This window comes from Candidatus Thiosymbion oneisti, from assembly GCF_900092655.1.
In the GTDB taxonomy this organism is placed as follows: Bacteria; Pseudomonadota; Gammaproteobacteria; order Chromatiales; family Chromatiaceae; genus Thiosymbion; species Thiosymbion oneisti.
Genome location: NZ_FLUY01000660.1, coordinates 1 through 12,372 on the forward strand (window position 1 = coordinate 1; position 12,372 = coordinate 12,372).

13 protein-coding genes are annotated in these 12,372 nt (G+C 58.4%); 7 read left to right on the forward strand and 6 right to left on the reverse strand.

Translation table 11 applies throughout. The features are described 5' to 3' along the window. Positions 1–306 precede the first annotated feature (306 nt). Positions 307–1,059, forward strand: a complete 753-nt coding sequence (locus tag BQ17_RS07170) for an SDR family NAD(P)-dependent oxidoreductase (RefSeq protein WP_089725650.1) — start codon at positions 307–309, stop codon at positions 1,057–1,059. 326 nt (positions 1,060–1,385) lie between these two features. Further along, positions 1,386–1,808, forward strand: a complete 423-nt coding sequence (locus BQ17_RS07175; protein WP_089725652.1) for a secondary thiamine-phosphate synthase enzyme YjbQ — start codon at positions 1,386–1,388, stop codon at positions 1,806–1,808. A gap of 677 nt (positions 1,809–2,485) precedes the next feature. On the opposite strand, the gene rplI is transcribed toward BQ17_RS07175, so the two are convergent. The 6 genes from rplI to BQ17_RS07205 form a co-directional block, all read right to left on the reverse strand. Further along, a complete protein-coding gene (rplI, locus tag BQ17_RS07180; RefSeq protein ID WP_089725672.1) occupies positions 2,486–2,935 on the reverse strand; it encodes a 50S ribosomal protein L9 in 450 nt (149 codons plus the stop codon). Positions 2,936–3,170: 235 nt separating this feature from the next. Next, positions 3,171–4,052 carry a hypothetical protein gene (locus BQ17_RS07185; RefSeq protein WP_256091509.1) on the reverse strand — a complete coding sequence of 294 codons (882 nt, stop codon included), beginning with the start codon at positions 4,050–4,052 and terminating at the stop codon, positions 3,171–3,173. A gap of 102 nt (positions 4,053–4,154) precedes the next feature. Next, positions 4,155–4,379, reverse strand: a complete 225-nt coding sequence (gene rpsR / locus BQ17_RS07190; RefSeq protein ID WP_089725656.1) for a 30S ribosomal protein S18 — start codon at positions 4,377–4,379, stop codon at positions 4,155–4,157. Positions 4,380–4,394: 15 nt separating this feature from the next. Further along, positions 4,395–4,832 (reverse strand): 30S ribosomal protein S6, encoded by a 438-nt coding sequence (gene rpsF, locus BQ17_RS07195; protein ID WP_089725658.1) that lies wholly within the window; start codon positions 4,830–4,832, stop codon positions 4,395–4,397. Positions 4,833–5,127: 295 nt separating this feature from the next. After that, positions 5,128–5,571, reverse strand: a complete 444-nt coding sequence (locus BQ17_RS07200) for a tetratricopeptide repeat protein (RefSeq protein WP_089725660.1) — start codon at positions 5,569–5,571, stop codon at positions 5,128–5,130. Between the two features lie 128 nt (positions 5,572–5,699). Further along, the gene (locus tag BQ17_RS07205) at positions 5,700–6,515 is read right to left on the reverse strand and encodes an inositol monophosphatase family protein (RefSeq protein WP_089725662.1); all 816 of its coding nucleotides are present in this window, start codon (positions 6,513–6,515) and stop codon (positions 5,700–5,702) included. A gap of 589 nt (positions 6,516–7,104) precedes the next feature. Between BQ17_RS07205 and BQ17_RS07210 the strand changes: the two genes are divergently transcribed. The 5 genes from BQ17_RS07210 (at position 7,105) to BQ17_RS07230 (ending at position 12,255) form a co-directional block, all read left to right on the forward strand. Further along, the gene (locus BQ17_RS07210; protein WP_089725664.1) at positions 7,105–8,274 is read left to right on the forward strand and encodes a hypothetical protein; all 1,170 of its coding nucleotides are present in this window, start codon (positions 7,105–7,107) and stop codon (positions 8,272–8,274) included. Positions 8,275–8,469: 195 nt separating this feature from the next. Next, entirely contained in the window at positions 8,470–8,730 is a 261-nt protein-coding gene (locus tag BQ17_RS07215) for a hypothetical protein (RefSeq protein WP_141699148.1), read from the forward strand. Between the two features lie 36 nt (positions 8,731–8,766). Then, positions 8,767–10,197 carry a UbiA family prenyltransferase gene (locus BQ17_RS07220; RefSeq protein WP_089725674.1) on the forward strand — a complete coding sequence of 477 codons (1,431 nt, stop codon included), beginning with the start codon at positions 8,767–8,769 and terminating at the stop codon, positions 10,195–10,197. Between the two features lies 1 nt (position 10,198). Continuing rightward, positions 10,199–11,521 (forward strand): FAD-binding oxidoreductase, encoded by a 1,323-nt coding sequence (locus BQ17_RS07225; protein WP_089725668.1) that lies wholly within the window; start codon positions 10,199–10,201, stop codon positions 11,519–11,521. Beyond that, on the forward strand, positions 11,518–12,255 hold the full coding sequence (locus BQ17_RS07230) for an SDR family oxidoreductase (RefSeq protein WP_089725670.1): 738 nt from the start codon (positions 11,518–11,520) through the stop codon (positions 12,253–12,255). Before BQ17_RS07225 ends, BQ17_RS07230 begins: the two co-directional genes overlap by 4 nt. Positions 12,256–12,372 lie beyond the last annotated feature (117 nt).

Genomic DNA, 12,372 nt, shown 5'->3' on the forward strand with positions numbered 1-12,372 from the left:
CCGCGGCGCGGAGCTTCTGCGTTCCCACGCGGCGCGTGGGAACGAGAGAAAATCTGTTAATTGAGAACGCCCCCTAGTACACTGTTTCACAGAAATCTTCTGGTAAAACCAACCGCTGTCATCCCGAGCGTAGCGAGGGATCTTCTAATAGGACGAGATTAACAGGATTTCCAGATTATTTTTCTGAACAATCGATTATAGTATTTTGTTAATCTTGGAAATCCTGTGAATCCTGTACCATTAAGAGGCAAACCCGGAGGTCAGGGTTTACTCCTTAAATTAAATCTCAACACGCCCTAGGAGCACATGAATCGGTTCGAGAATCAGGTGGCGATCGTCACCGGCGGCGCCCAGGGCATCGGCCTGGGCATCGCCCGGCGCCTGGGCAGCGAGGGCGCCCGCGTGGTGCTCTTCGATATTAAGGCCGAGCGATTGCGGCAGGCCGTAGGCGAGCTCGAAGGCGCGGATATTTCCACCCATGCCGTGCCGGTGGACGTGACTGACGAGACCCCCGTCAACGCCGCAGTGGCGGAGGTGCGGGAGAAGTTCGGGCGCATCGACGTGCTGGTCACCGCCGCGGGCGTCGCGGGCCTGACTAATCGCAAGACCCACGAAGTGGACGTGGGAGATTTCCGCCACGTAATGGAAATCAACGTCACCGGGATGTTCCTGTGCTGCCGGGCCGTCCTGCCGGTCATGCTCCAGGCCAATTACGGGCGCATTGTCAACATCGCCTCCATCTCCGGCAAGGAGGGCAACGCCGGGATGCTGGCCTACTCCACCTCCAAGGCCGCGGTGATCGGATTGACCAAGGTGATGGGCAAGGAGTATGCGGAGACGGGAATCACCGTGAACGCCCTGGCGCCGGCCGTCGTGCGCACGCAAATGGTCGATGAGCTGCCGCCGGAGCAGGTAAAGTACATGACTGACAGGATCCCCATGAAGCGCACTGGTGAGATTGAGGAGATCGCCGCGCTGGCCGCCTACACCGCTTCGCCGGAAGCCGGCTTCACGACCGCATTCACCTTCGACGCTACCGGAGGCCGCGCCACGTACTGAGCGGGCGGACGGCGGAGACCCCATGCGGGAGCGGAAGGAGGGGCGCCGTGTGGAACGCGATGCGGAGGATCTATGACATAGATAGGTTCACTATTCACCTTAATCGAGTGCAAAATCTATGTTAGATCCTGATGTATCCCCACAAAATCAACCCTGGAATCAGTCACTTACGCCTCAAGGCATGGCCTGACCCATACCTACACCCCGGTTGTCCCGTTAACTTATTGATTTAAAAAGCTATTCTGTGGGGATACCTCAGTATTAGATCCCTCATTCGGACAGGCGGCCCCAGCGTGCCGAACCGCACGACCGGAGGAAAACCACGCATGATCGCCCAGCAGCGCCTTACCATCACCACCCGAGGGCGAGGTACCTATGACATTACCAGAGACGTGGAGAAAACCGTGCGCGAAAGTGATCTGGCGACAGGCATTTGCCATGTCTTCGTGCACCACACCAGCGCATCGCTGATCCTGTGCGAAAACGCCGATTCCACGGTCCGAGACGACTTGGAGGCCTTCATGGCCCGCCTGGTCCCGGACGGAGATCCATTGTTCGACCACACCCAAGAGGGACCGGACGACATGCCGGCCCACATACGCGCCATCCTCACCAAGATGGACCTTACCTTGCCGGTAAGCGAGGGGCGCTGCGCCCTCGGGACTTGGCAGGGAATCTATCTCTATGAGCACCGCATCCATACCCAGCGCCGCCGGGTGACGGTAACCGTCAGCGGGGTGCGATCCTGAATGATTTGGCGTTGTCCGGAGGGAAAAGATCCCTCCTGCGTCGGGACAAGTTTGACGTGTTGCGTTGCGACGCACCAAGGCTCGTTGATCTGCTGTAACGCCAGTGCCGGCGTCTTAACGCAACCTACACCCACATTATCCCCGCGCGGACCTCGCTTTGCGTGTAGGTTGCGTTAGCCGCACGAGAAAACGCTTCGGGGGGCACGGCGTCGAACGCGGCGTAACGCAACACGACGCCTTCTCGGGCAGCACCAAATAATGCCGGACAGCGCTGTTTGGGGGACCGGACTGTTACTTATTCCTCAAGTGTAAGCCTTGGCAATTTTGACCGCTTCTTTTACTTCCATCGATCTCTAACTCTTTCAATGCATAACGTTGGGACCCAACAGTTAAGCGTTACCGGTCGGCAAACAAGAGGAGAAACCACGAATCACCCGAATCCTCGCAGATCGATTCGCGCCGATTCGCGCGATTCGTAGTTTTCTCTTACGTCTCGATTGTCGGGCAAGGGCGTGTTCAGACTCGTTTGTATAGCTCGGCGCCGGGGCATACGCCTACCGCCCTACCACTGCAAGCGGGCGGCACCTAACTTAGCGGCATTGAGCTTGACGGGCATGACTCCCTCGATTTTCCATTCCCAGGTCAGAAGCCGGAAAGGGGACTGAGGGGTTACGGGGTCACTTCTCGGGGATGATCCGGAGCCTGATGGTGGCATCCACATCCGCATGGAGATGAAGCACCACCTCGTAGTCGCCGGTGGCACGGAACGGTCCTTCGGGCAGGCGAACCTCCTGACGCTCCAGGGTTATCCCCATCGCTTGCACTGCCGCGGCAATGTCCTGGGTACCCACGGAGCCGAATAGTTTACCCTCGTCGCCGGCCTTACGGGCTACCGTCACGGTCAGGCCCTCGAGCTTCTCGCGGCGGGACTCGGCCGCGACCAGGCTCTCCACAGCCGCCCGCTCCAGTTCGGCCCGCCGCGCTTTGAATGCCTCCAGGTTGGCCGCAGTCGCCGGCACTGCAAAGCCGGAGGGAATCAGATAGTTGCGTCCGTAACCGGCACGCACCGAGACCTTCTCTCCCAGATCGCCCAGATGCCCGACCTTCTTCAACAGGATAACGTCCACTTGGGTACCCCCTAGCGATTTCAGCAACACGGAACATCCCGGCCAACCCGGAATCCCGATAGATTATTAGAGCCCGTCTGGCTTACGCGTTCGTAGCGAGGGAGCGAGGGGCGCGGCAGATTTTCCGCTCGATTGAGGCTATAAGCTAAGCCTATTTAACGAAAGCGAGCGGGAAAGCTGACCGGCCTCCTCGATTCCCCAACAGAACAGTCGTATGCCAGACAGGCTCCTAATCCTAGCCCTTTTTTCGCGCCGCCACTCGGGTCCGCAGATCGACCCAGCTATCCAGGAAACCGAACCCCGCGACCAGAATCTCGGCGTAGGGCGTGGCCAGCAACAGCAACCCGTAGAATCCGATCAGCCACCCGCGATGCGTGGAATAGGTGTGGACGAGGCTATGCACGATCGCCACCCCCTGCAGGAAGAATAGGGGCGCCAACAGCAACAAGAGCTCGGTCGCCCACATGGCCTCGTCCAGCAGGAGAACCACGACTGCCAGCCCCAGCGCCGGATAAGCTACGCCGGAGCGCACCCGCAAGGCGCGGAACTCGGCACCGAAGCCACCCGGATTGTAGAGCAACGCCTGCCACCAGCGCCCCATGAACAGAGCCAGCAGGAGTTGGAGGTAGAAGGTTGCGGCGAACGCCCCCGTCATCCAGCGGGCGGCCCGGGCTACCAGCTGTTCGCTCACGGCAGCATCGATAACGCTGCTCTCCACCAAACTCCGGCGCACCGGTTCCAGGAGTTCCATCCAATAGGCAGCCGGGTCCGCCGCGAGCAGACGAATTCCCGCCACTACCAGCAAGCCGAACAAGGCGGCCACCTGGACCGTGAGCGTCAATGATCGGGCCTGACGCAGCACCAGGCCCAACACCCAGACCGGCAGCCACAGGATCAGCACGAAACCGACGGCCGGCCACGGACTCCCCAGGGCGGCAAATGCCAACAATCCACCGGCAAACCCGGCAAAGGCGCCCACGACCAAGCCCTCTTCGGCGCCCTTGCGCAGGGTTACCAGCGCAATGACCGCCGAGCTGATCAACCCCACCAGGGGTAGGATAAGCGACAGCATAGCGGACGCCGCCGCGACCAACGTGGCCTGGGAGCGGCCACGCATGGTAAAGCTCGCCAGCGACTGCACCGGATATCGCCTGCTTAGGTGTGGATTGGACGCCGGAAACCGGGCGGGATCAGCCCGGCACCTGCTTACATAACCCGGTCAGTGACCGTCGGTGTAAGGTAACAGGGCCAGGTAGCGCGCCCGCTTGATGGCCTGGGTCAGTTGGCGTTGATACTTGGCCGAGGTGCCGGTTATGCGACTGGGAACGACCTTACCGGATTCGCTCACATAAGACTTGAGTAAATGCAGGTCCTTGTAATCGATCTCGGTGATGCCCTCGGCGGTAAAGTGGCAATAACGCTTGCGGCGAAAAAAACGCGACATGAAGGCCTCCGACGCTTAGTCCTCTACCCTACTCATGGGGTCTTCTACCCTACTTATGGGGTCCTCATCTTCCATCCTGGCGGTATGGGCGCTCGGCTCCTTGCCGGAAGAACCCTCGGACGGCTCCCGCCCCTCCGCCGACTTGGCCAGGGGCGATGCCCCGGTAACGGCCCGGTTGCGGCGAACGATCAGATTACGCAGTACCGAGTCATTGAATCGGAACGCATGCTCGAGCTCGTCTAATGCCTCCTGATCGCACTCGAGGTTCATTAGCACATAATGGGCCTTGTGGACCTTGTTGATCGGATAGGCGAGCTGGCGCCGCCCCCAGTCTTCCAGGCGATGGATGACACCGCCGCGCTTCTCGAGATTTTCCCGGTAACGCTCGATCATGGCGGGCACCTGCTCGCTCTGACCGGGATGTACCAGAAAAACCACTTCATAATGTCGCATGACAGCTCCTTTCGGCTTGATCAGCCTCCCGCCGTTGCGGTGAGGCAAGGAGTCTCCCACTTCGGGGCAAGGATGCCTCCCCTGCTCAATTGGCTCAATTGGCTCAATCGCGGCACCGGCTTGAACACGCCGCCGGCCAAAAGCGGACTTTCGCCCGGCACTTTAAGAAAACCCGTGGAGAGGATTCTTCAAGATACCCTGTGGGTAAGCGTATGAGTATACAGGAGACCCGGAGGTGATCAAAACCGCAAGGCGGGCCAGTCCAGGGCGAGCGCACATTCCATTCCGGTTCCGATCACCGTCCTTCAAAGCCGGCCATTCGGTACCATTTGTCGGCCATTGTCTGATCCTTTTCCACACCGCGACCCTCTTCGTACATCTTCGCCAGGGTCGTCTGGGAGCCCGCGAGGCCCTGCTCGGCGGCCTTCGTGAACCAGCGTACCGCCTGCACCGCATCCTTTTCCGTGCACTCGCCCTCCAGGTACATGAAGCCGAGTCCGTGCTGGGCGATGTCCAAGCCCGCCCCGGCAGCGGCCTGCATGTACCTGAAGGCCAGGGGGTGGTTCTCATGCATACCCAGGCCGTTTTGGGCCATGATGGCCATACGGTATTGGGCCTGGGGATTGCCTGCCTCCGCCAGTGGGGAGAGCAGACCGGCGGCAATGGAGAACTGCCTGGACTCGAAGGCAGCGATACCGCTTCCGAGCGCCATGTCGAATTCTGTCAGCTCGTTATTCATGGCAATTGGATCGATGTTGTTGGAATAGACACCAGCCGTAGTGTTCGGGTCCACAAGCCTGCCCGCGCCTCTAACATGAGGCCGGGGGTTCGAAATCAAAGCGGCCGGCCGGCCCTGAGAAGCCGCGCTCAGCCGTCCCCGTGCGGCAGCCCCGACCACCATTCGAGCAAGCGCTCGAACAGGGCCTCGTTCTCCGCCGCGATGGCCATGCGTGGCTCCAACGACAAGCCTTCGGCCGCTGGTCCCCCACTACGGGCAAAGAGGCGCGACATGGCCCCCGCCTCGGAGGCAATCAGCCGACCCGCGGCATAGTCCCACAGCTTCTGCCCCCCGTGGAGATAGAGCTGGATGCGCCCGGCCGCCAGCCAGCACCAATCCAGGGCGATAGATCCCAGGTTGCGCTGCGAACAGAAGGGCGACTGTCCCCCCATACTGGGCAGATCTTCCTTGGGCAGACGCTTGAGGTCGACGATCGCCAGACACTCGCGCAGCTCGGTCCGTCCCGACGGCAGGCGCAGTGGCTCGCCGTCGCAAAAGGCCCCGCGGCCGCGCTCGGCGCAGAAACACTCGTCGTGCACCGGATCGACGATGCACCCCAGGACCGGTTTGTCCCCTCGCAACAAGGCGAGGGAGATGCAGAAGTAGGGAAACCCATAGGCGTAATTGCTGGTGCCGTCCAGGGGGTCCAGGCACCATACGCCGACGTCGGCATTAGCGATCAGCCGCTGCTGCGCCGCCGGGGTCATCTCCTCTCCGAGCACCGGTATCTCGGGCCAGATGCGGCCCAGCTCGTCGCAGACCCGCTGCTGGGTTGCCAGATCCGCCTCGGTGACCAGGCTGCCATCGGCCTTGGAACGGGTGGCGGCATGCCGGAAGCGGGGCATGATCTCCGCCTCGGCGACAGAGCGCAGCAGGGAACAAAGACGACCCAGCTCAGGGCTCATGAGTTTTTCTCGATGCGGGGCATAAGGCGTGGCACACACCGGCATACCCAGTGGTATCAAGGGGTGTCCCCAAGGGGGTAGTGGTAAATTTCTAACTGATAGGGTGGTTGATAGTCTAAAAAGACTTCAGCCTGCGGAGCCGCACAGCGGCCCAACCTACCCTCTACCAGTTAACAATTTACCACTACCCCCAAGGGAGACGAGCACGGAGCGGGGAGGCAGTTTATAGTCAGCACATCCCGCACAAAGCATTAGGCCACATTTCACCCCTTCAGACCATGAGAACCGGTCACATAAACAGCCAAACCTGTTCAAAAACCGAGTCTGCAATCTGGGTAGTGGCTCAGTTCGCGAAAAATCGGAAATTGCGAAAAAACGCAAGGACGCCAAGACGCAAAGACGCAAAGAAAGAACAAAGAAACTTTGCGTCTTGGCGCATTGCGTCCTGGCGTTAAATGGGCCGGAAAGTGAGCGGCCAAGCATAAATTTTTCAAACTGAGCCACTGCCGCAATCTGGCGGGACTTGACACACCTGTATAATCACCACATCACTCAGAATCGATATTATCCATAGGAGGGCACCTTACGAATGATTTGGCTGACTGACGATAGGAACCGCCGCGCCGTAATCGTGGCTATAGCTTGTACGGCGTTTTTCATCTCTTTCATCTTCTTAAATCGATGGGCTTTCACCGAGTTAGGAGTTCAGTCCTTCGGAAGACTGTGGCATTATTATATCAGCTATTTCGATTTTGGATTCAAAAAACGCGCGTTATTCGGTACCCTACTTACTGAGCTCGGGTTGAACAAAATTACTTCCAATGAGTACGTGTTTGCATACGTCATTTATGCATTGAAGATATTCTTATTTACCGCTCTTATTCTCTACTTCTGCCTGAGGGCAGTGCCTTTCGATAACCTTGTCGGATATGCCGTGGTGTTTCTCTCGCCGGCATTCATTCTACAAAGCGGCTATATTACGGGGACGCAGGACTTTCAACTTCTTATCATCATGGCTATCTTGATTCTGTTTGTAAAACGGGATGTCTGGCTGACGATCCTTTCCTGTGTCGGGGTGCTGATGCATGAGCTTTTCATTTTTTTCTTGCCGGCGATATTTTTTCTTCACACCTACCGCTCCGAACCTCAATGGCAAATCACGCAAAGGAAAGTTGCACATGCTGTACTTCTGTCCTTGCCAGTCATTATCGTCATCGCAAGTGTCTTATTCTTCGGCAAGATTGACACTCAGGAGATTCCAAAAGCTTCATATGAAGAAGTGATGGAGAAAAGGCTCCCTAACACAGCTTATAAGCGTTCTCTATGGGGTGGTTATAGTGAACTGTCCCGCCCTATCCGAAGCTATACGCGAAGCGGAGAACATGTGGTACGATCGTTGCTAGAGGCTGCCCGTTACATAGCCATCCCTCTAGTCTATGCTTTATCCCTTGCGATAGTAATTTCTCTCTACTTGCGAGAATCGAGTCTTCTCCTTAGACTAGCGGTATTCCTCGTAAGCGTATTTCCAATATTCGCTGTATTTTCTGGGTACGATTTTTACCGATGGATCGGAATGTCCACCAACGTTTCGCTTTTATTGATGGTCTATTTATCCGCGTTGAAGAGGATCCATGTGCCGGCGACGGTATTATCCTTTCTCTTGGTCTTCTCATGTTTTGCCCCCTTTGGAGGAGCAGAGCTGGAGAGACCGTTTCCGGCTCACCAGCTACTTCTTGAGAAATTGGTTGGGCCTGGATAACTCAGTGAGGTAAGCCTGCGGCTTTGCCGGAGGACTGACTGGTAGAGGGTAGGTCAGACCGCTGTGCAGCTCGACGGGTTTAAGTCTTTTGGGACTATCAAGCACTCTATCATTTAAAAATTTACCACTACCGCGACAGGGGACTCGTTAAGTCAAAAAAGCCGCGTTAACTTTTGGAATGCGGTGGAGTATCTCTTGCGCCAAGAAGAGGTTTTTCTCTTTGTAGCCAATGAAAAACTCAACCCCGCTTTCGGTGGTTATGTGAGCACCAAGTTCGTTATCATGTCACCGGCGGAATTTGAAGCGGACTGTGACGAACATTTGAAAAAATACACTGCCGTTTTGTTCGAGGGTCTCGGTAGTGCTTGCCTTGAATCGGCCAAACTTCACGCTCAGCACTATATTCGAGATGAAAACAGAACTTTCCTACGGTTGGAAAAATCCGGAGGAACTTGACGCTATGTCAGGGTGGAGCGCAAGGACGATACAAGCATGAACGGCACCGCATCACGACCGCTGGGTGTGGACCTGGATGGAACCCTGATCCGCACGGATCTCCTGGTGGAATCCATTTTCGCGCTGCTGAAGCGCAATGTCTTGTTCGTGTTTCTGCTTCCCCTATGGCTGCTGAAGGGCAGAGCACACCTGAAGCATGAGATCGCGGCGCGGGTCGATATCGACGTCGGTTTGCTGCCGTATCAGGATGATTTCCTCGCTTACCTGAAACAAGCATATGCCGACGGACGCAGGCTTATCCTGGTTACTGCCGCTAATGAGCGATTTGCCGAGGCCATTGCGCTGAATCTCGGTATTTTCCACCGGATTGTGGCCAGTAACGCTACCGTCAATCTATCCGGAAGGCGCAAGCTCGAGCGTTTGCAGGACCTCTCCGGTGACGGTGGCTTCGACTACGCGGCCAATGCCATGGTCGACCTCCCGGTGTGGGAACAGGCCGGTGAGGCCTTGCTGGTCAATCCCGAACCGGGGGTGAAAGCGGCGGTAGAGCGCCGGGGCAAGGTCACGCGGGTCTTTGAGGATCGTACCGGGAACCCGCTCAAGCACTACCTCAAAGCACTACGGATACACCAGTGGTTGAAGAATCTCCTGGTTTTCGTCCCCCTATTGTTGGCCCACCGGTTCGGTGATTTGGTCTTGGTGGGGCAGGCGCTGCTGGCCTTCCTGGCGTTCGGGTTGTGTGCATCCAGCGTCTACCTGCTCAATGACCTGCTGGATCTGCCGGATGATCGGCGACACCCGACCAAGCGGCATCGCCCCTTTGCCGCAGGCACCGTCTCGATCGTCTATGGGGTGATGCTGATCCCCGGACTGCTGATCAGCGCATTTGGCCTCGCGCTTTTTCTGCCCCTCGAGTTCATGGGTATGCTGGCGTTTTATTACCTCATCACCCTAGCCTACTCGCTACGGCTTAAAGGTGTCGCCCTGGTGGATGTGATGGTGCTGGCCGGGCTCTACGTCATTCGCATTATCGCCGGCGCCGCCGCGGTGTCGGTCATGCTCTCGTTTTGGTTGTTGGCCTTCTCCATGTTCCTATTCTTGAGTTTGGCATTGGTCAAACGCTTCACCGAACTCTTGACGATGCAGCAACAGGAGGGAATCGCTGCGTTCGGACGGGGTTACCGGACCACCGATCGGGAAACGCTATCCCAGTTCGGCAGCACCAGTGCCTACAGTGCCGTGCTGGTGCTTGCCTTCTATATAAACAGCGAAGCGATGCGGGATCTCTACACGCACCCGGAGGTTATCTGGCTACTGTGTCCGCTGCTCTTGTACCTGATGACCAGGATCTGGTTGCTGGCACGTCGTGGCCAGTTGGATGAGGATCCCGTGGTGTTTGTAATCCGGGATCGGTACAGCCAATGGCTGGTGGGAATCGGCGCGCTTCTGCTGTGGCTGGCGGTATGACATGGCAGCCAAGCGCTATCAATCCTGGGGACGCTATCCCAAAGCCGATCAAGCGACCTGCAAGCTCTATTGGCGTGATGCCCCCTTACCGATGGATAGGATCGGGGAAAGGACCTGCCTGCCGTTCGGGAACGGCAGGAGCTATGGCGATGTGTGCCTGAACGACGGGGGTATCTTGTTGGATTGCCGGCAGCTGGACCGCTGCATTCGGTTCGATACCGATACCGGCGTCCTGCGTTGTGAGGCCGGCGTTCTGCTAGCGGACATTCTGCGCTTGACGGTGCCGAAAGGTTGGCTGCTACCGGTCACGCCGGGCACCCGCTTCGTGACGGTCGGCGGTGCCGTCGCAAACGATGTCCATGGCAAGAACCACCACCAGGCCGGTACCCTGGGTCGCCACATCCGCCGCTTCGAGCTCTTGCGCTCGGATGGTGAGCGGCTCATTTGCGCACCGGACGACAACCCGGATTTCTACCAGGCGACCATCGCCGGGCTGGGCCTGACGGGGGTCATTACCTGGGCCGAGCTCCAGCTGAAGGGCATCCGCAATCCGTACCTGGAGCGGGAGATCATTCGCTACGGCAACCTGGATGAGTTCTTCGCGCTGGCCCGGGAGTCTAACCGAGACTACACGTACACCGCGGCCTGGATCGACTGTTCGGCAACCGGGACGCAGCTCGGTCGGGGCCTGTTCATCCGCGGGAACCACGCCGAGTCCATTACCGGGAAGCCCCCGCGACCACCGACCCGGCAGCTGAGATTCCCGATCGACCCCCCGTTCAGCCTGATCAACGGCCTGACGCTCAAGCTGTTCAACCGCCTCTATTACCATCGGCAACCGTCGGACCGCATGCGAGATGTGGTGCATTACGAGCCCTTCTTCTATCCCCTGGATACAATCCTGGACTGGAACCGAGTCTATGGCTCCAAAGGATTCCTGCAGTATCAATGTGCCCTGCCCAGCGACCGGATGGAAGACGCCATCCGAGAAATCCTGGAGCGCATCGCCAAGGCCGGTATCGGTTCTTTTCTCGCCGTGCTCAAGCTGTTCGGCGACCAGCCGTCACCGGGACTCTTGTCGTTCCCCATGCCGGGCGCAACCCTGGCCCTGGACTTTCCCAATCATGGCGAAAAGACCCTGCGCCTGCTGGACCAGCTGGACGCGGTCACCAGAGCGGTTGGCGGACGCCTTAACCCTGCCAAGGACGCCCGGATGCGCCCGGAAGATTTCCAGAATGCCTATCCCCATTGGAAGACCATGGAGACCTACCTGGATCCCCGCATTTCGTCCGGTTTCTGGCGGCGCGTGACGGTGCAGTCATGAGAAAGACACTCATCATCGGGGCCACATCCGCCATCGCCCAGGCAACCGCAAGGCGCTTTTCCGCAGCGGGAGACGCCCTGTTCCTGGTCGCACGCAACGCAGACAGACTCCAGATCATTGCCGATGACCTGAGAATCCGCGGCGCATCAAGGGTCCGGGTGCAGGCGCTCGATGTGCTCGATTACGACCGGCACCAGGCGATCATCGAGACGGCCATCGAGGCACTCGATGGCCTCGACCTGGTACTCATCGCCCACGGGACCCTGCCGGACCAGAGGACCTGCGAGGGATCCTTCGCCGCGACCCGGGCGGCGTTCGAGATCAATGCCCTGAGCACCATCTCGCTGGTGACCTATCTGGCCGACTACTTCGAGGCGAGCAGGCAAGGAACCATTGTCGTGATCACCTCGGTAGCCGGAGATCGCGGAAGACAAAGCAATTATGTCTATGGTTCCGCGAAGGGTGCCGTGACCATCTTCCTGCAAGGGCTGCGGAATCGGCTACATCAATCCGGCGTCAAGGTCATTACCATCAAGCCGGGGTTTGTCGATACACCCATGACAAGCGCGTTCGAGAAAGGCGCCCTGTGGGCCACACCTGAACAGATCGCTGATCGAATCGCCGCTGCTGTCGCTAAAGCCGTCGATGTCAGCTATGCCCCCGCATTCTGGCGGCCGGTTATGGCACTCATCCGGTCGATCCCGGAAAGGTTCTTCAAGCGCATGCAGTTGTGATCAGGCAGCTGTCATCCCGAGCGCAGCGAGGGATCCTTGTTTGGCTCGTTCCCACGCTCCAGCGTGGGAATGCCGTTGTGGCCGCTCCAGCGGCCAAGGTTTCATGACGCTGGAGCG